The sequence below is a fragment of the Pseudomonas sp. GW704-F2 genome (assembly GCF_059423025.1).
The window spans coordinates 67,214-88,232 of sequence record NZ_JBWKXO010000001.1 but is presented as its reverse complement, the minus strand read 5'-3'; the positions used below and the strand labels follow the sequence as shown (position 1 = coordinate 88,232).

Annotated in this window: 21 protein-coding genes, 1 other RNA gene and 2 pseudogenes; 13 read left to right on the top strand and 11 right to left on the bottom strand. The window is 58.1% G+C overall.

Features of this window, described 5'->3' with window-relative positions; translation table 11 throughout:
* Position 1 precedes the first annotated feature (1 nt).
* A complete protein-coding gene (locus tag AC07W0_RS00410) occupies positions 2–1,420 on the bottom strand; it encodes an aminotransferase-like domain-containing protein (protein WP_102617007.1) in 1,419 nt (472 codons plus the stop codon).
* A gap of 239 nt (positions 1,421–1,659) precedes the next feature.
* On the opposite strand from AC07W0_RS00410, the gene AC07W0_RS00405 reads away from it, so the two are divergent.
* From AC07W0_RS00405 to AC07W0_RS00365, 9 genes and pseudogenes are all read left to right on the top strand, one after another.
* Complete coding sequence (locus AC07W0_RS00405; protein WP_017847361.1) at positions 1,660–2,625, top strand: substrate-binding periplasmic protein; 966 nt, start codon at positions 1,660–1,662, stop codon at positions 2,623–2,625.
* Between the two features lie 45 nt (positions 2,626–2,670).
* Positions 2,671–3,447, top strand: a complete 777-nt coding sequence (locus AC07W0_RS00400; protein WP_017847362.1) for an amino acid ABC transporter ATP-binding protein — start codon at positions 2,671–2,673, stop codon at positions 3,445–3,447.
* A 2-nt stretch (positions 3,448–3,449) separates the two neighbouring features.
* The gene (locus AC07W0_RS00395) at positions 3,450–4,130 is read left to right on the top strand and encodes an amino acid ABC transporter permease (RefSeq protein ID WP_017847363.1); all 681 of its coding nucleotides are present in this window, start codon (positions 3,450–3,452) and stop codon (positions 4,128–4,130) included.
* Between the two features lies 1 nt (position 4,131).
* On the top strand, positions 4,132–4,779 hold the full coding sequence (locus AC07W0_RS00390; RefSeq protein ID WP_017847364.1) for an amino acid ABC transporter permease: 648 nt from the start codon (positions 4,132–4,134) through the stop codon (positions 4,777–4,779).
* 149 nt (positions 4,780–4,928) lie between these two features.
* Positions 4,929–5,525 (top strand): annotated as a pseudogene (locus AC07W0_RS00385) (IS66 family transposase); the annotation flags it as partial.
* A gap of 65 nt (positions 5,526–5,590) precedes the next feature.
* A pseudogene (locus AC07W0_RS00380) lies at positions 5,591–5,797 on the top strand (YfjI family protein); the annotation flags it as partial.
* Complete coding sequence (locus AC07W0_RS00375; protein WP_102616930.1) at positions 5,784–6,137, top strand: hypothetical protein; 354 nt, start codon at positions 5,784–5,786, stop codon at positions 6,135–6,137. The pseudogene AC07W0_RS00380 and the gene AC07W0_RS00375, both read left to right, overlap by 14 nt.
* Complete coding sequence (locus AC07W0_RS00370) at positions 6,121–7,101, top strand: integrase domain-containing protein (protein WP_102616929.1); 981 nt, start codon at positions 6,121–6,123, stop codon at positions 7,099–7,101. Before AC07W0_RS00375 ends, AC07W0_RS00370 begins: the two co-directional genes overlap by 17 nt.
* Positions 7,098–7,367 carry a hypothetical protein gene (locus AC07W0_RS00365; protein WP_102616928.1) on the top strand — a complete coding sequence of 90 codons (270 nt, stop codon included), beginning with the start codon at positions 7,098–7,100 and terminating at the stop codon, positions 7,365–7,367. The genes AC07W0_RS00370 and AC07W0_RS00365 overlap by 4 nt, the downstream gene beginning before the upstream one ends.
* A gap of 166 nt (positions 7,368–7,533) precedes the next feature.
* On the opposite strand, the gene AC07W0_RS00360 is transcribed toward AC07W0_RS00365, so the two are convergent.
* The 8 genes from AC07W0_RS00360 to AC07W0_RS00325 form a co-directional block, all read right to left on the bottom strand.
* Positions 7,534–8,790 (bottom strand): integrase domain-containing protein, encoded by a 1,257-nt coding sequence (locus AC07W0_RS00360; RefSeq protein WP_102616927.1) that lies wholly within the window; start codon positions 8,788–8,790, stop codon positions 7,534–7,536.
* A 185-nt stretch (positions 8,791–8,975) separates the two neighbouring features.
* Positions 8,976–9,369, bottom strand: a transfer-messenger RNA (tmRNA) gene (ssrA, locus tag AC07W0_RS00355).
* A 102-nt stretch (positions 9,370–9,471) separates the two neighbouring features.
* Positions 9,472–9,756 carry a PA2433 domain-containing protein gene (locus tag AC07W0_RS00350; protein ID WP_102616926.1) on the bottom strand — a complete coding sequence of 95 codons (285 nt, stop codon included), beginning with the start codon at positions 9,754–9,756 and terminating at the stop codon, positions 9,472–9,474.
* Positions 9,757–9,893: 137 nt separating this feature from the next.
* A complete protein-coding gene (locus tag AC07W0_RS00345; RefSeq protein WP_102616925.1) occupies positions 9,894–12,704 on the bottom strand; it encodes an FAD-binding and (Fe-S)-binding domain-containing protein in 2,811 nt (936 codons plus the stop codon).
* Positions 12,701–13,372, bottom strand: a complete 672-nt coding sequence (locus tag AC07W0_RS00340) for a LutC/YkgG family protein (RefSeq protein ID WP_046487594.1) — start codon at positions 13,370–13,372, stop codon at positions 12,701–12,703. Before AC07W0_RS00340 ends, AC07W0_RS00345 begins: the two co-directional genes overlap by 4 nt.
* Positions 13,372–14,823: a LutB/LldF family L-lactate oxidation iron-sulfur protein gene (locus AC07W0_RS00335; protein WP_017847399.1), complete on the bottom strand. Its 1,452-nt coding sequence runs from the start codon at positions 14,821–14,823 to the stop codon at positions 13,372–13,374. Before AC07W0_RS00335 ends, AC07W0_RS00340 begins: the two co-directional genes overlap by 1 nt.
* Positions 14,820–15,644 carry a (Fe-S)-binding protein gene (locus AC07W0_RS00330; protein WP_102616924.1) on the bottom strand — a complete coding sequence of 275 codons (825 nt, stop codon included), beginning with the start codon at positions 15,642–15,644 and terminating at the stop codon, positions 14,820–14,822. The genes AC07W0_RS00335 and AC07W0_RS00330 overlap by 4 nt, the downstream gene beginning before the upstream one ends.
* 136 nt (positions 15,645–15,780) lie before the next feature.
* On the bottom strand, positions 15,781–17,475 hold the full coding sequence (locus tag AC07W0_RS00325; RefSeq protein ID WP_017847401.1) for a lactate permease LctP family transporter: 1,695 nt from the start codon (positions 17,473–17,475) through the stop codon (positions 15,781–15,783).
* Between the two features lie 261 nt (positions 17,476–17,736).
* Between AC07W0_RS00325 and AC07W0_RS00320 the strand changes: the two genes are divergently transcribed.
* The gene (locus AC07W0_RS00320; protein WP_017847402.1) at positions 17,737–18,504 is read left to right on the top strand and encodes an FCD domain-containing protein; all 768 of its coding nucleotides are present in this window, start codon (positions 17,737–17,739) and stop codon (positions 18,502–18,504) included.
* Between the two features lie 38 nt (positions 18,505–18,542).
* Here AC07W0_RS00320 and smpB read toward each other — a convergent pair whose 3' ends face one another.
* Positions 18,543–19,025: an SsrA-binding protein SmpB gene (gene smpB / locus AC07W0_RS00315; RefSeq protein ID WP_017847403.1), complete on the bottom strand. Its 483-nt coding sequence runs from the start codon at positions 19,023–19,025 to the stop codon at positions 18,543–18,545.
* Between the two features lie 168 nt (positions 19,026–19,193).
* On the opposite strand from smpB, the gene AC07W0_RS00310 reads away from it, so the two are divergent.
* Together AC07W0_RS00310 and AC07W0_RS00305 are read left to right on the top strand one after the other, a co-directional pair.
* Positions 19,194–19,628, top strand: a complete 435-nt coding sequence (locus AC07W0_RS00310; protein WP_017847404.1) for a type II toxin-antitoxin system RatA family toxin — start codon at positions 19,194–19,196, stop codon at positions 19,626–19,628.
* A complete protein-coding gene (locus AC07W0_RS00305; protein ID WP_046487587.1) occupies positions 19,621–19,923 on the top strand; it encodes an RnfH family protein in 303 nt (100 codons plus the stop codon). The genes AC07W0_RS00310 and AC07W0_RS00305 overlap by 8 nt, the downstream gene beginning before the upstream one ends.
* A gap of 63 nt (positions 19,924–19,986) precedes the next feature.
* On the opposite strand, the gene AC07W0_RS00300 is transcribed toward AC07W0_RS00305, so the two are convergent.
* Complete coding sequence (locus tag AC07W0_RS00300; protein ID WP_017847406.1) at positions 19,987–20,514, bottom strand: outer membrane protein assembly factor BamE; 528 nt, start codon at positions 20,512–20,514, stop codon at positions 19,987–19,989.
* 98 nt (positions 20,515–20,612) lie between these two features.
* Between AC07W0_RS00300 and fur the strand changes: the two genes are divergently transcribed.
* Positions 20,613–21,017 carry a ferric iron uptake transcriptional regulator gene (gene fur / locus AC07W0_RS00295; protein ID WP_026140081.1) on the top strand — a complete coding sequence of 135 codons (405 nt, stop codon included), beginning with the start codon at positions 20,613–20,615 and terminating at the stop codon, positions 21,015–21,017.
* The last annotated feature ends 2 nt before the right edge of the window (positions 21,018–21,019 follow it).

Genomic DNA, 21,019 nt, shown 5'->3' with positions numbered 1-21,019 from the left:
TTCAGATCCGGTTGTGCATGTAGAGGTGACCCTGCCGGGCGAGCTGGCTGATCACGTTCAAAGCTTTAACGAGGTGCTCTCGGGAAAGGGCTGCCGAGATATTGATCCGCACCGCTTGAGGTGAAAGCTCGGACCTCAGGGTGAATGCTCCTCCTGCAAGCAAGATCACCCCTCGTTCCTGGCACAGGAGCGCAAAGCGTGAGCCAATCCACGGTTCAGGCAAAATGAGCCATGCATGGGTGCCTGTGGGGCTGTTCTGAAATTCCAGGCCATCCAGATGCTCTGCGAGCAATGACTGCCGTTCGCGTAGCTCTTCTTTTTGCTCGGTAACCAGTTGTTCCGCGTGACCTTCTTCGATCAATTTTGCTGCGATGAGCGATGTCAACGGAGATGTGCTCCAGCAATCGATTCGTTGCATCGTCGATATGTCCTGAACCAACTGCGGCGGTGCAAGAACAAACCCCATCCGCAGCCCTGGCGCGATGCATTTTGATAGAGCGGAAATATAGATTGTCCTATCAGGCAGCAGGCTCACAAATGGAGGTGGAGAGCTATCCAGCAAAGGGCGATATACGTCGTCCTCGATCACCAGAAGGTTGGTCTCCCGAATCACCGCTGCGAGTGCTTCCCTGCGCTCCAGGTCCAACGTAATGGCTGTTGGGTTTTGAATTGAAGGGACCAAAAAAACAAGGCGCGGATCATATTCGTCGCATGCGATTTTCAGGGCCTCTGGTGACATGCCCCTGGCATCAGCGTCGACGCCAATTAGAACCAGACCAAGTGACCGACACAGGGCGTTAATACCCTGATAGGTCACGCTATCGGCCAGCACCACATCGCCTGCATTCGTCAGGCTTCTAAGGGTGTTCGCGATCCCATGCTGGGCGCCTTCGACGATCAGCATTCGTGATGCTTCTGCGGGTACGCCGGTATGACATAACCACTGGGCAGCAGCCTCGCGGGCCCACAGGGGGCCTTCTGAAGGATGGTAATCCTTCATGTCGATGAAGCGCGGGTCTGCGTGGAGTCGAGGCAGTAGCGCTGCCAAAACTCGATTGAATCCTATTGTCGCGGGGCGGTTGACACTCAGATCGATGGTGTCCGGGTCATTGCTCGGCGCGGATTGGAATTGAGCTGCGGGATGGCGAGGAAGTGATACCTGGGTTCCGCGACCAGGCCGGCTCTGCACCAGTCCTTTCTGCTGAAGTACCGCCATGGCTCGGGTCACGGTGGTGATGTTCAATCCAAGCACGCTTGCGAAGTCCCTGTGCGGCGGTAAGCGGTCTCCCGGCTGCACCTTGCCGCTCTCGATAGCGTCCGCCAAAGCGTCTGCAAGCTGCTTATATAGCGTCTCACTGTTGCCGCGCTGCAAAGCGGCGCTGGCTTTCAGGTCATCTAGCAATTGGTTAGATGCATTCACGGTGTGTTTTCCCTGATTGTCATGCTTGTAATGCAACAAGCGAGACAATTACCTAAGTTTTAATGATTTTTATCCGATAAAACGACCGTTGACAAGCAAAAAAACTCTCTTTAAGGTGGATATTGTAATGCTTGTCATGGTTGCGAACACAAAGATCGGCTGCTACGTCCAGCCTGGATCGAGACCACCGTAACAATCGAACCCACTCTGCCGAGCTCATCATTTTTAGTAGGTGATCTATGTCTGACTCAAAATTTGTTACGCAGGGCTTCTCCAGGCGCGGTTTTCTTAAGGCCACCGGCTATGGCTCTATGGCCGCCGTCGCATTGGGCGCCTTGGGCCCCATGTCCAAAGTGTTCGCTGCCGGTGAGCCAATCAAGACCATTCGCCCTGGTTATCTGACCGCCGCGTGTCTCGGGGAAATGCCCCTGGGCGCTGTGCGTGATGGGGTTCCTATTGGTACTGACCTTGAATTGCTTAAGGTTATTGCTGACCGACTAGAGCTGAAGCTGGATGTTCAGACTATGGGCTTCCCTGCGGTTGTTGAGGCCGTTCGTTCTGGTCGTGCAGATTGGTTCGGCGGTAACTTTGCCTGGAACCCCATGCGGTCGAAAATTTTGCTGCTGACTGACTCGGTTTTCTACACGAGCGCCTACCTGCTGATGCGTGATGAGGAGCCTTTCACTACGTCAATGACCGTGGCTGATCTGAAGGGCCGTACCATCGGTAGCTATACCGGTTACTTCTCGATCCCGGACATGAAAAAAGTACCGGGTGTGAAAGAGGTCAAGTTGTATGACGGCACTGATGCTTGTCTTCGTGATGTCCGGGCCGGGCGCCTTGACTTTGCTGTGCTGGACGCCCCAACCATCGACTACATGATCCTTCAGGACCCAAGCCTGAAGCTCAAGCAAGTACCTATCGTTTTCGATGAAAAATACCCAGCCTTGACCGGCAAGTTCGAGGCGATCTGGGGCATTCATCCGCAAAACCAGGACCTGTTCGATGCCGTAAACCAAGGTCTTCGCTGGGTGAAGTCTACTAATCAGATCAAGCCTATTCTTGCCAAATACGGCATCAAGAATGACGACTACCTTGTACCGATGGCCAAAGATGGTCGACTGGGTGTAGACCGAGATGAGAAAGGCAATGTTATAGGACCGTTCAAGCACGAACCTCGCGACTTTAGCCAAGCCTTTGCCTGAACAGCGCTGCTTTAACACCGGCCTCATCACTTACGGATAACGCTCATGGCTGTAATGAACCCACTGGTGCGCGTCGAGGGATTACACAAATCCTTCGGCAGTTTGAACGTACTCAAAGGCATCGACCTTACCGTGCAACAGGGCCAGAAGATTTCGCTCATTGGCCCCAGTGGGTCTGGCAAGACCACGCTACTTCGCTGCATCAATTATCTGGAGGAGCCCACTCAGGGCAGTATCTACCTGGATAACGAACTGATCGGCCAGCGGCTCGTGGGTAACCGCAAGGTGCCCATGGGAGACAAAGATCTGGCCCGGATGCGTGCTGAGATGGGCATGGTCTTCCAGCGCTTCAATTTGTTTCCTCACCTCACAGTCCTGGAGAACATCATCCTCGGACCCATGAAGGTACAGAAGCGCGAGAGGAGAGACGCAGTCGCTCATGCTGAAGAGCTTTTGAAGAAGGTCGGCATGCTGGCCAAGCGTGATGCCTACCCAGAGCAGCTTTCTGGTGGGCAGCAGCAACGGATCGCAATCGCACGCTCGTTGGCAATGCGACCCAAGCTGATGCTGTTTGATGAGGCGACTTCTGCGCTCGACCCAGAGTTGGTCGGTGAAGTGCTGAACGTGATGCGAAGTCTTGCGGATGAAGGGATGACGATGATTATCGTCACTCATGAAATGCGTTTTGCTGAAAGCGTTTCTGATCAGGTGGTGTTCATGGCCGATGGGAACATCATCGAGCAGGGGCCGCCTCGGCAGATTTTCCATGACTGCGAAATCGAGCGAACTCGCTCGTTCATTCGAGCGGTTCAGGAGCACTGATCATGGTTGATAGCAGTGCCTTCGGCAAAACCCTCGAGATGTTGCCGTATTTTCTGAACGTGCTCGGCGTAGGCGCATTGACCACCGTCGGGCTGACCCTGGCTGCTTTCGTCGTCGCCGCAGTGCTAGGTTTTTGCCTGGCGTTGATGCGGCTTTCACGCCACCGCACGTTGGGATTTCTCGCAAGCTGCTACCTGGAGATATTTCGGAATATCCCGATCCTGACACAGCTGTTCATCCTGTATTTCGGCCTTACCTACATAGGCATCACATTACCTGCCGTCGGAGCCGCCATCATCGGGTTCGGGCTGAACGGAGCCGCGATCCTGTCCGAGGTTTTCAGGTCCAGCATCAAGACTATCGACAAGGGGCAGGCCGAAGCGGCGTATTCCATTGGAATGACTCGCAGCATGGCGATGCGCATCATCGTGCTGCCGCAGGCTTTCAAGATTTCCATTCCAGGTATGGCGAACTTTGCCATCGGTCTGCTCAAGGACACCTCATTGGCATCCGCTGCGGCGGTTCCAGAGATGACCTTCAAGGCAAAAATGCTGGTGAGTGAAACCTATCAAACCAACCTTATCTATTTTCTGCTGGCGATCATCTACCTCGCGCTGAGCCTGTTTATTGCCTATTGGGCCTCTCGCACCGAGCGCCGCTTGAAAGTCGTCAAGGAGAATTGAGATGGGATACGGCGAACTGTGGGATGCAACCCACGTAGAGCTCCTGGCTGCCGCACTCGCTACCTTGCAAATGGCAATCGGTGCGCTAGTAATCGGGTTGATTGTAGGGCTGGTCCTGGCCCTGGCCAGACGTTCATCAAGCGCTCCACTGAGGCGTGCTGCCTCAATCTATATCGAGGTCTTCAGAGGAACGCCCGCGCTGGTACAGCTTTTCATCATTTACTTCAGCCTCACGGCTGTGGGGATCGAGTTCAGCTCGTTCGTCGCAGCAATCATTGGCTTGGGATTGAACGCTGCTGCATACCTCGCAGAGATCTACCGTGCAGGTCTGGAAGCGGTGCCGAAGGGGCAGATGGAGGCAGCCAAGGCCATCGGGATGCCGCGGGTGCAGGTAATGAGGTGGGTCGTACTTCCTCAAGCGATCAGGATCGTTCTCGCACCCATTGGCAACGTCGCTATTTCGCTCTTGAAGGACACTTCCGTCGCATCGCTGATCGCGGCTCCAGATCTGATGCTGAGGGCACAAGATCTCAGCGCGGTGTACTTCATGCCGTTGGAGACCTACATCCTGGTGGGCGCGATGTATTTCGCCCTGTGCTTCCCGCTGTCTCTCGGCGTTCGATTGCTGGAACGTAAGGGCAAGCGCTGACAGCGATCCCTCCCTGTACATTCGCTTAGCCGCAGTTGGGCGAATTGAAATGCATGTCGATTCAATGGGTTCGGGTTATCAACGGACCTCATTTTGCATGACTGGCATGAAACAAAGAGGATTTGAGACATGGCTCAATTTGTCCACACTATTGGTGGTCAAGTCTGGCGATTCGACAGCCTGCGAGAGTTGCTGTTGTCTACGACTTCAGCCCCAGCCGCGCGGGTGAGCATGCTCGTAACTTCCTGCACAACAGGAAAGGCAAACTGGTCTGCGACGACTTTGGCGGTTACAAGGCGAGTTTCGAACTCGGCGTGACCGAAATCGGCTGCATGGCCCATGTCCGGCGCAAGTTCTTCGAATTGCACGCAACTAATAAGAGCCAAATCGCCGAGCAGGCGCTGCGCTACATCCAGTTGTTGTACGAAATCGAAAGCGAAGTGCGCGACCTCGTGCCCGAAGGTTCGGCTATCAGCAGGGCACTGGATTACAGCCTGAAACGCTGGGCAGCGCTGTCGCGCTACCTTGATGACGGTGCCGTCCCCATTGACAATAACTGGGCCGAGAGCCAGATCCGACCATGGGCGCTTGGGCGCAAGAACTCGCTCTTCGCCGGGTCGCTACGCAGCGGAAAACGGGCTGCGGCGATCATGAGCTTGATCCAGTCTGCGCGGCTGAATGGTCATGATCCATAAGCCTATCTGAAAGATGTTCTCACGCGCCTGCCGACGCAGCGAGCGAGTTAAATCGAGCAACTGCTTCCGCATAAGTGGCATCAGGCTTAATCGCGCAAGGCCAACAACGGATGCTTGGTGTAAAGGAAGAGGCGTACCGGTTGCTGCGATGGCTACAGGTCAAAGATTGGAAGCGTTTCAGTATTCGTGAATTGAATCGCAACGGTCCCCGCTTTGCCCGTAAGAGCAGTCGTCATACCGCCAAGCTGTTGGTCGAATTGATTGATCATCAGTGGCTCATCACTGACGGCCACACCTTCGAGGTGCGCCATGTTCAATATTGATGAAGCGCTACGCAACCATCTGGCTCAGCGCCAAAAGGAGCCGAAAGCGCGGTGTGTCGCCGCTACTGTCGCCACTTTGTCGCCACGTTCAAAGCCAGGCAGGACAAGGGTTGTCGCCGCTGTCGCCGCTGTCGCCACTACCCACAAAACTATTGCCTCGACGACAGCCATCATCCAATGGTTGGAAGAGCAGGGCGCGCAACTCTACGTCGCCAACAACACGCTTTGTTTCCGTCCAACTGATTGGGCCCAGTTCGCTATTGTGAGTGCACACTGGCAAGCCCTTCTACATGAGCTTGCTGCAGTCGATCAGGAACAGAAAAATGGCTCGCGTCGGTAAGCGAGCGGGGCGCAATTTCGGCTTCGGTCGCCAGCTCAGCTATGCCGGACCGCAAGCCCTGAAAGATCTGTTTGGCGACGGCCATTTTGCTACCGTCAAAGCCCATAGTGATCGGTGGCAGGCCTTCGTGAATTGGTGTCGATCCGAGGAAGGGCCGAGGCTCAATGACGCGCGTCAGATCGACCGCGAGATCCTCATGCGGTACGCCGCCTATATGAGGCAGCAGGTTGACCAGGGCAACGTCGGCATCGCCACCGCGCAGAACCGACTGTCAAGCGTGAACCGAACGATGGCTGCGCTGCGCGGTGATCAGTACGTCAAAATCCCCAGTCCGAGCAAGGCGCTGGGTATGCAGCGCTCAAACGTGCGCGGGGAGGCACCGCAAGGCCAAGATCGTGCTCAGATCGAGTTGATCGCACGCGCACTGTCAGAGCGAGGTCAGCAGCGAGTGACCGCAATTGTGCATCTGGCTCGGGAGACTGGTATGCGCCTGCGTGAAGCGATCTTGGCTGACCTGCCCCGACTGCAACGTGAGGCCGGGCAACTGGGCAAGATCAACATCCAAGACGGCACCAAAGGTGGTCGATCAGGCGCGTCAGCACCGCGCTGGATCGCGGTCACTGATCAAATCCGTGGCGCCTTGGATAGGGCCTGGGAGGCTTCACCCAGCGGCAGTCGAAACCTGTTGGCTCCCAACGAGAGCTACAAAGAGTTTATGCAATCAGTTGTGCGACCGGCACGGGACCTCCTGCATGAACATGGATTGAAAGGCTTTCATGAGCTGCGGGCGGCTTACGCCTGTGAGCGCTATGAGCAACTAATCGGCTTTCCTGCACCCGTTAATGGTGGTCGTGTTCGTCAAGAGGATCGAGCACTCGATCAGCGAGCCCGTAAGCAGATCAGCCACGAGTTGGGACATAACCGCATCGATGTGGTGAGTGCCTACATCGGAGGCCGGCGATGACGGCCGAGTTCGACATAGCGTTGTTCCTGCGCCCCGTGCTCAAAGGTGCACATGCCACGCAGCAGCGGCACATCAGGCAAGCAGAAAGGATGCACGAGGTGATTCGTGAACGCTGGGGTTGCGCGACTCCCTGGTCCTGGAGAGAGAAGCACGTGAGATGGTTTCTGGAGCACTATTTGCGATGCTCAGCTCCAGCTACCATCTATTACTACGAGTTAACAGCAGTGTTGATCCGCCGTAGAAAGGCAAAAACCGTGGTTGCCTGATAGACCTTTAAGCGTGAGCCCCTGAGTATGGGAATGCGGAGCCTTCCCATACTCAGGGGCTTGGCTGAAAAAGCGCAGGCATACCAGAGATCTGGCAACTGTCGTCACTCCTTTCACCCTACTACACGACACGAATCGTAGCCGGTGCCGCGTACCTTTTGGATGTTCAGCGAATCGGTACGACGTTGCGATCTCTGGTTTGATTGATAGCCGATGCCGACAGGCTGCCGGTGGCCGCGTTCTGGATATGTTCACTCCACCAAGCCATCATCGGACGCCGGCGTTCGATGTAGTCAGTCCTGTTGTAGGCGCTACGAACTTCGTCCTTGTCGACATGCGCCAGCGCGACCTCGATCAGTTCCGGATCCCAGCCATGCTCATTCAGGATGGTGCTCGCCATCGAGCGCAAGCCGTGGCTGACTAGACGGTCCTGAAAGCCCATGCGCTTCAACGCCATGTTGGCGGTCTGGCTATTGGCATGGGTGCGGGGGTTTCTATCTGAGGGGAACACGTACTCTCTGTTACCACTGAGTTGCTTGAGTGTTTCCAGTAACGAAAGTGCCTGATCGGTGAGGGGGATTGTGTGTGGGCGCCGCTTTTTCATGCGCTCTGGCGGAATGGTCCAAATGCGCTTGTCGAAGTCGATATCTGCCCATCGTGTGGTGGCTGCTTCGGCGGGGCGGGTCATCGTGTGCAACTGCCATTCGATCAGGCAGCGGGTCGTGCGCTTGATGCTGGCATTCGCGATTTCCATCATGAGCTCGGGAAGCTCCTCAGGTGGCAGCGCAGCCATGTTCTCTTTCTTGGGTTTCTTGAACACCGCCCGAATTCCATTGAGGGGGTTCGCAAATATCAGCCCGGAGTTGACCCCGTAGGTCATGATCTCGTTGAGTCGTTGACTCAATCGTTTCACGGTTTCGAGACTCCCTTTGGCCTCGATTGGGCGAAGGATTTTGATAACCATCGGAGCAGTGATTTGAGAGAGCGGCGTTGTTTTCATGCTTGGGAACACATGGAGCGTCAGCGACCTCCAAATGTCTTCGGCGTAGGCTTTGGTTACGGAGTCTTTCTTCAGCTCGAACCAGGCGGTGGCCACCTTCTCGAACGTGTGTTCAGTCTCAGCAAGTTTGGCTTGCCTTACCTCATCACGCTGGGTTTTGGGATCAATGCCCAAAGCGAGCAGCTCACGCGCCTCTGCTGCTTTCTTCCGGGCGTTGGCTAGCGAGAGGTCGGGGTATGGACCGAGCGCCATATTAAGACGGCTTCTGGTCAACGGCTCGCGGTAATTGAAATTCCACATCATCGACCCGCTGGCGCGTACTCGAAGCTGCAGGCCGTCGCCGTCGCTGAGGACGAAGTCTTTACCAGTTGCCTTGACTGCCTTGAGCTGGCGATCGGAGAGGCGGGTTGCGTTAGTAGGCATGGGGCTACCTCCAGCACCGTTTTGGTATCCTGAAAATAGCATTTGGTAACTCGGGATACCACCTGGGATACCAAGGCGCCTGGAACTCAGAAATCCTCCAAAGCCCCCAAAAGAGCTGAAACCCTCGTATTTACTGGATTTAAGGCACAAAAAAAGACGTCCGTGGACGTCTTTAGATGATCAAATGGTGGAGCCGGGGGGATTTGAACCCCCGTCCGCCAGTACTCCGCTGTCGGTACTACATGCGTAGCCGTGTCTATTAAGTTAACCCTCAGCGACCCGACGGGCAGGGTGCTTTGGGCGAGTTGTGTAAGTTTTAGCCGCTTCGTCCACAACGTACTGCACGGCGATTCTGTTCTATATGACAATCATTTTGGGTTTACAGACATCCCCTGATGATTGCTGGACCCGAAGGTACCAGGAGGGAAGGGCTAAGGCTGCTTACGCAGCGAGAGCGTATTCCCCGTAGGTTTCGTCATTGGCAACTATAGAAAGTTGCAACAGTGGATTTACGAGTTCTGTTACCAACTCGGCATGCACCTAAAGTTTCGCGACCGGCGTCGAATCCTAAACGGCCCCGTGCTTGTAACTCGTTGTTTCTTAGTGAGTGACAAGCCTGTGCAGTGTACGCCAAACGGTCACAGAAGGCCAACCCGAAGGTTGGCCATGAGCGTCGGGGTGTTACTGATTGGCGCCTTTGTCGCTGTTCTGTAGGTCTTGCAGGGCTTTGGACGTGATCTCTATGCACCTCTTGTCATCACCTGCTGCTTGGGCGGCTTTGGCTTGAGACACGGCGGTGTCGATTTCGCCGCTTTTGCCAGTGGTGTCGGTGGCGAGCAGGGCTTTGCCGTTGTTGATTTTGTCGAGATTAATCTGACAAAGCTGGTCGGTTTTTCCGGCGGCAAACACCGGTGAGGCCAGCATCGCAGCGGCAATGAACACGCCAGCAAGAGCGGAATGCTTCATAAGGGTATCTCCTTGCGAAAAAGGGCTCGACGCTGCTGGCGTTCAAGGGCTGCCAGCGACATCACTGATGAACCTCGATCGCCGAGGCCTATGCAGATGACTACGTCGCCGCGCAGGGGTTCTGTTTTTGTGCAGGATTAGTGCGCCCTCGGTCGGGTTACGCGGTCCACGAGGTAGACCAGCCCGTGGTAATCGATGCCGCCATGCTGGCTCAGGCCGATCTCGCAGGTGCGGCTGGTGGAGATGCCTTCGCTGCAATATTGCACGGCGTCTTTCAGCGAGCGCAGGGAGTGGGCGTTGAGTTCCGGGGTGGTGAAGCCTTTGTCGCCGGCAAAACCACAGCAGTGGATGCCTTCCGGGATCACCACGGTTTTCGCGCAGCGGCGGGCCAGGTCGATCAGGGCCTGGCTTTCCCCGAGGTGCTGGGTGCTGCAAGTGACGTGTACGGCGATCGGTGCTTCCTGCGGTATGAAGTCGAGGCGGTCCATCAGGTGTGTGCGGATAAATCGTACCGGGTCGTACAGGTCCAGGCGTGTTTCGCCCAGGTCTTGCACCAGGCGCAGGGTGCAGGGGCTGGTGTCGCAGTAGATCGGGTCGAGGCCGCCGCGGCTGGCGTGGAGCAAGGCGCCGATCAGTTCCTGGCGTTTGTGTTCGGCCTGTTCGGCATAGCCCTTGGAGGCGAAAGGCTGGCCGCAGCACAGGTTGTCCTGGTTGTCGGGGAAGACGACTTGGTAGCCGGCTTTTTCCAGCAGGCCGCGGGTTTTGTCGTACAGCGACGTTTGCTCTTTATCGCCAGCCGCCGGGCCCATGGCGCGTGAGACGCATGCCGCGAGGTAGACCACGCGTGGCCGCTCATCGGTCACTGCCGGGCTGAAGCGAATGGCTTTTTCCGGTTGCGGCATGGCGTTGGTCCATTGTGGGATTTGTCCCTTGGACAACTTGCTCACTGTGGCCGACAACTTGGCCAGGCGCGGCGCGCCCAACAGCATGCGTGCGCCGTTGGCGACGTGCAGGGTAAAGCGCGCGCCTTGTAGCGCAGTGGCGAAGTGGGTGGCCAACCATTCGGCGGTTTTCGTATGGTCGGCGTCGCGGGCCCGGAGTTTTTTCACCAGGTCGCCGGTGTTGATTCCCACAGGGCAGCGCTGGGCGCATAACCCGGTGGCGGCGCAGGTGTCGATGCCCTGGTAGTGGTAGGCCGTTTCCAGTTCAGTGGTGTCGATGCCGGCGCGTTTCTTCGCCTGGATATCGCGCCAGATCACGATGCGCTGGCGCGGGCTCAAGGTCAGGCCTTTCGACGGGCATACCGGCTCGCAGAAACCGCACTCGATACACTTATCCACAAGCTCGTCGGCGGCAGGCAGCGGCTTGAGGTGTTTAAGGTGGATCTGCGGATCTTCGCTGAGCACCACGTCCGGGTTGAGAATACCGTTGGGGTCGAGCAGGCGTTTGAGTTGCCACATCAGTTGATAGGCGTCGCTGCCCCATTCCAGCTCGACGAACGGCGCCATGTTGCGGCCGGTGCCATGCTCGGCTTTCAGTGAGCCGCCAAACTCTACGGCCACCAGTTGGGCGACGTCATCCATGAACGCTTGGTAGCGTGCGACTTCTTCGCTGCTGTTGAAGCCTTGGGTGAACACAAAGTGCAGATTGCCTTCCAGAGCGTGTCCGAAAAGGATGGCTTCGTCGTAGTGGTGTTTGTCGAACAGCTCGATCAAACGGTTAACGCCGATGGCCAACTGCTCGACCGGGAACGTCACGTCTTCGATGATCACCGTGGTGCCGGTTTTGCGCACGGCGCCGACGGCGGGGAAGGTGTCTTTGCGGATCGCCCACAGGCGGGCGTTTTCCACCGGGTCTTCGGTGAAGTCGACCTGTTTTTCCACCGGAAACGCCGCCAGGGACGCCATGATCAGCGCCAGTTGCTCCTGGAGCAAAGAGGGCGATGCCGCACGGGATTCGATCAACAGTGCGCAGGCATTTTCCGATAGATGTTGTACGAAGGCGGGCATGCCGGGTTTGTCCTGCACCGAACGCATGCTGCGTCGGTCGAGCAGCTCAACCGCTGAGACCGGTTGGGTTTTCAGGACGGTCACCGCATTGCAGCAGGTCTCGACATCGGGGAATACGATCAGCGCCGAGGCTTTGTTCGGGTGGTCGATGACGGTGTCGTAAGTCACTGCGCTGATAAAGCCCAGGGTGCCTTCGGAACCCACCAGCAGGTGGCTGAGGATATCCAGCGGCTCATCGAAATCCACCAGGGCGTTGAGTGACAGGCCGGTGGTATTTTTCAGACGGTATTTGTGGCGGATTTTGGCGGCCAGTTCAGCGTTTGCCCGCGTCTCCCGCCCGAGTGTGGCCAGGCGTTCAAGCAGCGCGCCGTGCTGCTGACGAAATGCCGCGACGCTGGCGGCATCTTCGGTGTCCAGGCGGCTGCCGTCGGCCAGCACCAGGCGAATCCCGGCCAGGGTGTGGTAGGTGTTTTGCGCCGTACCGCAGCACATGCCGCTGGCATTATTGGCGACGATGCCGCCGATTTTGCAGGCGTTGATCGACGCCGGATCCGGCCCGATCTTGCGCCCGAATGGCGCCAGCCAGGCGTTGGCCTGGGCGCCGATCACGCCGGGTTGCAGGCGGATCTGCGTGCCTTGCCCACGAATTTCGCGGCCGTTCCAGTTGTCCCCCAGTACGATCAGCACCGAATCGCTGATGGCCTGCCCGGACAAGCTGGTGCCCGCTGCGCGGAAGGTCACCGGAACATGATCGCGTTGGGCCAGTTTCAGCAGCGCCACGACTTCGTCTTCCGACTCGACGTGAATCACCAGCTGTGGGATCAGTCGGTAAAAGCTGGCGTCTGTGCCAAATGCCAAGGTGGAAAGTGGGTCGTCGAAGCGACGAATTTTCGGGATCAGCTGTGCGACGTCAGCAAGGAAAGCGGCAGGCAGACTCATTGGTCCTCCAGGATCAGCACTACCAGGTCCTTCGGACCGTGGGCGCCATAAGCCAGAACTTGTTCGATGTCAGCGGTCTTCGACGGGCCGGACACCAGCAGGGCATTGGTGGGCATGCCTTGGGCCCAGGCGAATTGCTGCTGGACCTGATAAAAGTTGTCGTAAATCTCGCTGGCCTTGAGCAGTGCAAAGTGTACCGGCGGCACCAGGCTCATCAGTCGCGGTTCTTCTCGCGTGGGCCACAGAATCAGGCTACCGGTGGCGGCGATGGCGCCGAGGGTCGTGGTCAGGCTGGCCGGTGTGTCATTAAACAGCTCGGCTTTCCACTCTTCCACAGGGCGGTCGTAGGCTTTGAGCTGCGGCAATTGCGGATGGTTCGACCAGTGCTCGGTGATGCGCCGCCCATGCTCGGTTGTCGGCGCGATGAGCAGGCTGGGCAGCTCACGTTTTTGCAGCAGCTGCGCGAGTAAAGCTGGCCATTCGGCGCCGCGGGTCAGGTGGATCTCGGTATGCACCGCTTCCATCAGCTTGCGCAATTGTGCGATGCGCTGCTCTGGCGGGTAGGTGTAGATCTGTGTGACCAGGGTCTCATCGAAGTTGTCGGGCACTGGTGTTGTGCCCGTCAGGCTGTGGCGCAATTTGCCGAGGATATTTTGCTTGGCGCTCATCAACGCGCTCCCTGTTTGGCCAAATGCTCGCGTGCCAGGTCATGCAGCGAACGGGCGGCGGGTTTAGGCGCGCTATGGTTTTGCGTCCATGGCCCGACGTTGTTCGGTACGAGGGCGCGCAGGCGCGTGGCGGCGAATGTGAACAGGCGGTACAGCGTCGGTGAGCTGTGGAGCTTGGCCCAGGCGTTCCAGATGAACCGCTCCTGGCGCGAATACTTGCTGCCTTGGCCGCGCATCACGGGATGTGGGCTATCCGGCGCTTTTACGTTCTCTTCCCGCAGACGGCGCAGCAAGGCCGGGATCGGAATTTTTACCGGACACACTTCTCCACAAGCACCGCACAACGAAGACGCACTGGGATGGTCCGGTACTTTTGCCAGGCCGACCATATGCGGTGTGATGATTTTTCCGATAGGGCCGGGGTAGACCTCGCCGTAGGTATGGCCACCGATTCGGGTATACACCGGGCAATGATTCATACAGGCGCCGCAGCGAATGCAGTTGAGCGTCTGACGCAATTCGCTGTCGGCAAACGCCTGGCTGCGTCCGTTGTCCAGCAGCACCAGGTGGACTTCTTCGGGGCCGTCGAGCTCATCGGCCTTGCGCGGGCCGGAGATCATATTGACGTAGGTGGTGATCGGCTGACCGAGCGCGGAGCGGGTCAGCAGCGACAGCAACGGCACCACGTCGCGCAGGTTTTCCACGACCTTCTCGATGCCGGTCACGGCGATATGCACGGGTGGCACCGTGGTCGACATACGCCCGTTGCCTTCGTTTTCCACCAGCAGCAGCGTGCCGGTTTCGGCCACGGCGAAGTTGACGCCGGAGACGCCGATATCCGCTTCGAAGAACTTTTCCCGCAGCACGCGGCGACCAATCTGAATCAACTGGTCGACATCCTTGGTGTACTCCACGCCGAGTTTTTCGTGGAACAGCGACGCGACCTGGCTGGCGTTCTTGTGGATCGCCGGCATGATGATGTGGGACGGCTTCTCATGGTCGAGTTGAACAATAAACTCACCCATGTCCGACTCAAGGCATTCGATGCCTTGGGCGGCGAGTACGTGGTTCATCTCCATCTCTTCGCTGACCATGGATTTGCCTTTGATCACCTGCGTGGCTTCGCGCCGGCGGATGATCGACAGCACGATCGCATTGGCCTCTTCAACCGTTTCTGCCCAATGCACGGTCACGCCGTTTCGGGTCAGGTTGGCTTCCAGTTGTTCGAGCAGGTCGGGCAGCTTCGACAGGGCGCGGGCGCGCACCGCGTTACCGAGGGCGCGCAGGTGTTCGCGTTCGTGGGCGTCGCTGAAAGACGCCGCCCGTTTGCTCATCAGGGAATCCATCGCATTGCGAAAGTTGTTTCGCAGTTGCGCGTCGCCCAGTGCCTGGTGGGCGCGGGTGCGGAAGTCTTCCGACACCTCGACGGTGGGAATCAGCGCGGCGTTCATCGTTCACCCCCGGTGCGTTGCCAGAGAAAGCTGGCCAGGTGTTGCCCGCGTAAGGCCGCCTGTTGTTTCTCCAGGGCGCCATTGATGTTCATCAGGCAACCGCAATCAGCACTCAGTACTTGATGGGCGCCGGAGTCCTGCAAGGCTCGGGTCTTGTCGGCCACCATTGCGCCGGAAATGTCCGGCATACGCACGCTGAACGTCCCACCAAAGCCACAGCATTCGCTTTCGTGGCTGTGGTCGACGCGTTCGACATTGCGCAATTGGGCCAGCAGTTCGCGGCCGTGAAGGTGGGTGTTCATTTCCCGACGCGCGGAGCACGACGTGTGCAGGGCGACCTTGATCGGCGCCCCGCTGTCGTTGAGTTGCACCTTGCACACGAACAACAGGAACTCCGCCAACTCATAAGTCCGGGCCGCGAGGGCCTGCACCTGTTTGAGGGTGTCGGGTTCGTCCTTGAAGAGGTCGGCGTAGTGCTCACGTAACATGCCGGCACAGGAGCCGGATGGCACCACCACCGGGTAGTCGCCGGCGAACAGCGCCAGTTGCGCGCGTGCCACTTGTCGGGCCTGGTCGGTATAGCCCGAGGTGTAGGCCGGTTGCCCGCAGCAGCTTTGCCCTTGGGGATAATCCACGCAGATCCCTTCGCGTTCCAGCAGGCGGATCGCGTCCATGCCGGCTTCGGGATAAAACAGATCGACCACGCAGGTGCCGAACAGGTAGACCTTCTGCGGTTTTTCGTGGGGGTATTCGCGTGGCTCGGCCAGAGGCGGCGCGACACGGGTGGCATTCGGCACGGCGTTGTAAAAAAGCTCGCTCATCAGGCGCGTTCTCCGGGTGGTCCCGGTTGTCCGTCCGTCAGGGCCGCAGCGTGTTCAGCGGCCCGGCAGAAGGGTTGTGGAGAGCTGACGCCGAAATCGCGGTTCGGCGTCGGTTATTGCGTGATTACCTGTGGTCTCAATGCACCAGCATGCCGGTGAACCAGTAGGCCTGGGCCAGTGTGATCAGCCCGACGATGGTGGCGAAAAACAGGCTGTGCTTGAGGGTGAAGCGGAACAGGTCGGATTCCTTGCCGACCAGGCCGGTAGCGGCGCAGGCCACAGCGATCGATTGCGGCGAAATCATCTTGCCGGTCACGCCGCCGCTGGTGTTTGCCGCGACCAGCAGGACGTCGTTGACACCGATCTGGTGGGCGGTGGTGGCTTGCAACGAGCTGAACAGGGCGTTGGACGAGGTGTCGGAGCCTGTCAGGAAAACCCCCAGCCAGCCGAGGAACGGCGAGAAGAACGGGAAGGCTGCGCCGGTGCCGGCCAGGACCAATGCCATGGTCGAGGACATGCCCGAGTAGTTGGTGACGAACGCGAACGCCAGCACCATGCCGATGGACAGGATCGGCCAGCGCAGTTCGTAGAAGGTCTCTTTTAAAGTGGTAAGACCAGTTTTGATGTCGATCTTCAATACCAGCATCGAGATCAGCGCGGAAAAGAAAATCGCAGTGCCGGTCGCTGAAATCGGGTCCAGTTTGAATACCGCGGGGATGGCCGTCGGGTTGGTCACGATAGGCGCAACCTTGACCACCAGTTGGTCCAGGTGCGGGATCGCAAAGTTGAACACCCAGCTGTACATCGAGCCGCCTGCGGCGAACATCGCCTTGAAGGGCTTGAGGGTCCAGATGGTCACCAGCACGGTCAGGATCAGGAACGGCGACCAGGCTTTGAAGATTCGCCCCAGGCTGTAGGGCGAAGCGACAGTGCTGCGTGGCAGGCCGAAGCCGCCGGCGCTGGCGGTGATCGTTGCGCTGGAGGTCGCACCGGCAATCTGCGCGCCGGCGGTGCGCTTGGGTTGCCAGATTTTCAGGAACAGAGTCAAGGAAACCAGGCTGGCCAGGGCCGAGGTGATGTCCGGCAGTTCCGGGCCGATGAAGTTGGAGGTGAAGTATTGGGTGATGGCAAAGCTCAAGCCTGCCACCAAGGCGGCCGGCCAGGTTTCGCGCACGCCGCGCAGGCCGTCCATCATGAACACCAGCCAGAACGGAACGAACAGCGACAGCAGTGGCAATTGGCGACCAGTCATGGCGCCGATCTTGAACGCGTCGATGCCGGTCACTTGCCCGGCGACGATGATCGGAATCCCGAGGGCACCGAAGGCGACGGGCGCGGTGTTGGCGATCAGGCACAGGCCGGCGGCGTACAGCGGGTTGAAGCCCAGGCCGACCAGCAGCGCGGCGGTAATCGCCACAGGAGCACCGAAGCCGGCGGCACCTTCCAGGAAGGCGCCGAAGCAGAAGCCGATCAGCAGGACCTGCAGGCGTTGGTCGTCGGTGATCGACAGTACCGAGCTGCGGATGATCTCGAACTGGCCGCTCTTGACCGTCAGTTTGTAGAGAAATACCGCAGCGACGATGATCCAGGCGATGGGCCACAGGCCGTAGGCAAAGCCATAGCCGGCAGCGGCCAGTGCCATGTCCACCGGCATCTGGAAGGCAAAGATCGCCACCAGGATCGACAGCGCCAGCGTGATGCTGCCGGCGACGTGGCCTTTAAGGCGAAACACGGCCAGAGCCAGGAAGAAAAATACGATTGGAATAACGGCGGCCAGTGCGGACAGGCCGAGGCTGCCGAGCGGGCTGTAGAGCTGTTGCCAGGTTTGCATATGGGGTGGCCCCTAATTGTTGTTGGTTAGGCACATTTTAGTCGGCTTGGGTAATTGGTAATACCAATTTACAGCCGCTGTTGGCTAGAGTAAAAGCCTAGGCAGGTATGTGTCAATTTGCCGCCTGCGAAACTTTGGTCTTAAGCGGGAGGGCGGGCGCTCTGATCGCATCAATCGAAGATGTTCTGATGGGTGCTGCAAGCGTTGCGATAGGCCAGAATAGAGGCCCCGGCGAGTGGTCGGGATCGTGGAGAGAGAGTTATGGGGTTTGATCAGGTGCGTCAGCGCCGTTTGTCTGACGATATTGTCGAGCAGCTTGAGGGCATGATCCTTGAGGGCACGCTGAAATCGGGCGAGCGCTTGCCGGCCGAGCGCGCGTTGGCTGAAAAGTTCGGCGTTTCGCGCCCCTCGCTGCGTGAGGCGATTCAGAAACTGGCGGCCAAGGGGTTGCTGGTCAGTCGCCAGGGCGGTGGCAATTATGTGTCTGATTCGTTGGGCTCGACGTTCAGCGATCCGTTGTTGCACCTGCTGGAAAACAATCCCGAGGCTCAGCGTGATTTGCTGGAGTTTCGCCAAACCCTCGAAGCGTCCTGTGCCTATTACGCGGCATTGCGTGCTACCGAAGTCGACCGTGAGCGGCTGACGGCAGCCTTTGAAGCGCTACAGGATTGTTACGCGCGCGACGATAAGGTCAGCCGCGCAGAGGAGGGGGCCGCGGATGCGCGGTTTCACTTGGCCATTGCCGAGGCCAGCCACAATGCTGTGCTGTTGCACACCATCCGCGGGTTGTTCGACCTGCTCAAGCGGAACGTGGTGACCAACATTGGCGGCATGTACCAGCAGCGCACGGAAACCCGCGATATGCTGATCAGTCAGCACCGGGATTTGTACCTGGCGATCATCGAGGGGCGGGCCGAGCAAGCGCGGGAAGTCTCAACACGTCACCTGTTGTATGTGCAGGAGGTGTTGGAGGAAGTACGTCAGGAAGTTCAGCGCGTGGCCCGGGCGGCGCGGCGCAAGGGCATGTAGCCAGGGGCCAAGCGCCCTAGGCTACAGCGGCACAAGGATTATTCTTCCTTGCCCTTGTTGCGCACGGCGCGATGCAGTTCGCGGTCGGAATCGCGCTCGCGCTCGGTGTCACGCTTGTCGTATTCCTTCTTGCCTTTGCCCAGTGCGATCTCGCACTTGACCAGATGCTTGCTCCAATACCAAGACAGGCAGACGCAGGCATAGCCTTTCTGCTGTACGGCGGCGGCGAGCTTGTCCAGTTCGCGGGCATTGAGCAGCAGCTTGCGTGTGCGTACCGGGTCGGCAATCACATGCGTGCTCGCGGTGGTCAGCGGGGTGATATGACTGCCGAGCAGCCATGCCTCGCCATCCTTGAGCAGCACATAGCTGTCGACCAGTTGCAGCTTGCTGGCACGCAGACTTTTTACTTCCCAGCCGGCCAGGACCAGACCAGCCTCGAACCGATGTTCGATGAAGTAATCGTGTCGCGCTTTTTTATTCTGCGCGATGGTCCCTGTGGGGTGTTTCTTTTGTTTAGCCATAGGGGCGGCATTATAGGGCGTTGCGAGCGTGTCGGCTACGGTCAACCTGCGTGCTTGAGCGTGTTGGACGAATCCCGGACAATACCGGCAGTTCTTTGGTTTTTTTCTCTCGCGGATCGGGTTGTTCTTTCGCGATGTTTGCCGCTCAGCTGTGGAAATAACGCTCACATGACGACGCATATTCAACGTTCGGCCCTGCTGCCCTATCCGGCCCAGGTGCTTTATGACCTGGTCAACGACGTGGCGCGTTACCCGGAATTCCTGCCTTGGTGCTCGACCGCCGAGGTGCTGGAAGGCGGTGATGAGCACATGGTTGCCAGTGTTGGGGTGGCCAAGGGGGGGCTCAGCCAGCACTTTGTGACACGCAATGTCCTGGTGCCGGGCAAGTCCATTGAAATGAATCTGCAGGAAGGGCCGTTCACCCAGTTGCATGGTGTCTGGGTGTTCAAGGCGCTGACCGAGAAAGCCTGCAAGATCAGCCTGGATCTGTCCTTCGATTATGCGGGGCCCATTGTGCGGGCGACGTTGGGGCCTTTGTTCAATCAGGCGGCCAATACCCTGGTCGACGCATTCTGTCAGCGAGCCAAGCAACTGCATGGTTGAGATTGAAGTGGTGTATGCCGGCGTGGATCGCCAGGTGTTGGTGGCGGTCGCGGTGCCAGCGGGTACGAGCCTGCGGGTTGCGGTGCAGGCGTCGGGGATTGCTACGCACTTTCCTGAGGTGAACCTTGCTGATTGCCCGTTGGGGGTATTCGGTAAGGCAGTGGTCGACCCCGATACCTGCACCGTGCAGTCAGGTGATCGTATCGAGATCTACCGCCCGCTGCTGGCCGACCCCAAAGAAGTGCGGCGGCTGCGTGCGGCCAAGGCGGCGTTGGCCAAGCAACAGCGTTCATAGGCCGGCGAATCTGCAGGCAACAAAAAGCCCGGCATGCCGGGCTTTTTATCGAGCGTCGCAAACTTACTGCGGGCTGGTGTCCAGAGGCTGTGGCGTCGGGACTGGAACTGTTTGTACGCGGTCGACGTCTTTCTGGATCTTGTCGAGCAATGAGCCAGGCTTGGCCGGTACTTCGGATTTTGGCTTCTCGGCTTCCTGCGCAGGCGCAGTCACGTTGGTGCCGTTATCCTTGCCCAGCAAGGCGTCATCGCGGCTTACGCCGGGCATGAAATCGCCGGACAGACTGACCAGTTGATCATTGCCATTAAAGATGACGCTGACGCGTTCCTGTTGGCGTTCACCGCCCCCAGGCTGGATGCTGTAGAGATAATCCCAGCGATCGGCATGGAAAGTGTCAGTCAGCAGGGGGTTACCCATAATAAACCGTACTTGCCGTCGGGTCATTCCCGGGCGTAACTGGTCTATCATGTCCTGCGTGACGACATTGCCCTGCTGGATGTCGATTTTGTAAACCCCGGGGAATGAACAACCGGCGAGTGCGAGCAGTCCCACAAAGGTGAAACTGGTTAGCAAGAGCTTGGTGTTTTGCATCGGTGGGCGACTTCCACTATCTTGGCTGGGACAACGTAAACGCCGATCATACCCGTATTAAGAGAAGCTGCGAAGCAGCATCCGCGAGAAAGCTAACCATGGTTGAAAATAGCGAACTACGCAAAGCCGGTCTTAAAGTGACTCTGCCACGCGTCAAGATTCTACAAATGCTCGATTCTGCTGAGCAGCGCCACATGAGTGCCGAGGATGTTTACAAGGCGCTGATGGAGTCCAATGAGGACGTTGGCCTGGCCACGGTTTACCGCGTGCTGACCCAGTTTGAAGCCGCGGGGCTGGTGGTTCGTCATAATTTCGACGGCGGTCACGCAGTGTTCGAATTGGCTGATGGTGGTCATCACGACCACATGGTCGACGTGGACACTGGTGAGGTTATCGAATTCACCAACCCGGAAATCGAGCGGCTGCAGAAGGCAATTGCCGAGGAGCATGGCTACGATCTGTCGGATCACAATTTGGTTCTTTACGTACGTAAGAAAAAGTAAAA

Coding starts and splice junctions, on each gene's coding strand:
- AC07W0_RS00320 (WP_017847402.1), top strand. CDS start 17,737: ATGGGGTTTGATCAGGTGCGTCAGCGCCGTTTGTCTGACGATATTGTC.
- AC07W0_RS00370 (WP_102616929.1), top strand. CDS start 6,121: ATGGCTCGCGTCGGTAAGCGAGCGGGGCGCAATTTCGGCTTCGGTCGC.
- AC07W0_RS00300 (WP_017847406.1), bottom strand. CDS start 20,514: ATGCAAAACACCAAGCTCTTGCTAACCAGTTTCACCTTTGTGGGACTG.
- AC07W0_RS00405 (WP_017847361.1), top strand. CDS start 1,660: ATGTCTGACTCAAAATTTGTTACGCAGGGCTTCTCCAGGCGCGGTTTT.
- AC07W0_RS00365 (WP_102616928.1), top strand. CDS start 7,098: ATGACGGCCGAGTTCGACATAGCGTTGTTCCTGCGCCCCGTGCTCAAA.
- AC07W0_RS00325 (WP_017847401.1), bottom strand. CDS start 17,475: ATGCAAACCTGGCAACAGCTCTACAGCCCGCTCGGCAGCCTCGGCCTG.
- AC07W0_RS00375 (WP_102616930.1), top strand. CDS start 5,784: ATGTTCAATATTGATGAAGCGCTACGCAACCATCTGGCTCAGCGCCAA.
- AC07W0_RS00345 (WP_102616925.1), bottom strand. CDS start 12,704: ATGAGTCTGCCTGCCGCTTTCCTTGCTGACGTCGCACAGCTGATCCCG.
- fur (WP_026140081.1), top strand. CDS start 20,613: ATGGTTGAAAATAGCGAACTACGCAAAGCCGGTCTTAAAGTGACTCTG.
- AC07W0_RS00305 (WP_046487587.1), top strand. CDS start 19,621: ATGGTTGAGATTGAAGTGGTGTATGCCGGCGTGGATCGCCAGGTGTTG.
- AC07W0_RS00395 (WP_017847363.1), top strand. CDS start 3,450: ATGGTTGATAGCAGTGCCTTCGGCAAAACCCTCGAGATGTTGCCGTAT.
- AC07W0_RS00335 (WP_017847399.1), bottom strand. CDS start 14,823: ATGAACGCCGCGCTGATTCCCACCGTCGAGGTGTCGGAAGACTTCCGC.
- AC07W0_RS00400 (WP_017847362.1), top strand. CDS start 2,671: ATGGCTGTAATGAACCCACTGGTGCGCGTCGAGGGATTACACAAATCC.
- AC07W0_RS00340 (WP_046487594.1), bottom strand. CDS start 13,372: ATGAGCGCCAAGCAAAATATCCTCGGCAAATTGCGCCACAGCCTGACG.
- AC07W0_RS00350 (WP_102616926.1), bottom strand. CDS start 9,756: ATGAAGCATTCCGCTCTTGCTGGCGTGTTCATTGCCGCTGCGATGCTG.
- AC07W0_RS00360 (WP_102616927.1), bottom strand. CDS start 8,790: ATGCCTACTAACGCAACCCGCCTCTCCGATCGCCAGCTCAAGGCAGTC.
- AC07W0_RS00330 (WP_102616924.1), bottom strand. CDS start 15,644: ATGAGCGAGCTTTTTTACAACGCCGTGCCGAATGCCACCCGTGTCGCG.
- smpB (WP_017847403.1), bottom strand. CDS start 19,025: ATGGCTAAACAAAAGAAACACCCCACAGGGACCATCGCGCAGAATAAA.
- AC07W0_RS00310 (WP_017847404.1), top strand. CDS start 19,194: ATGACGACGCATATTCAACGTTCGGCCCTGCTGCCCTATCCGGCCCAG.
- AC07W0_RS00390 (WP_017847364.1), top strand. CDS start 4,132: ATGGGATACGGCGAACTGTGGGATGCAACCCACGTAGAGCTCCTGGCT.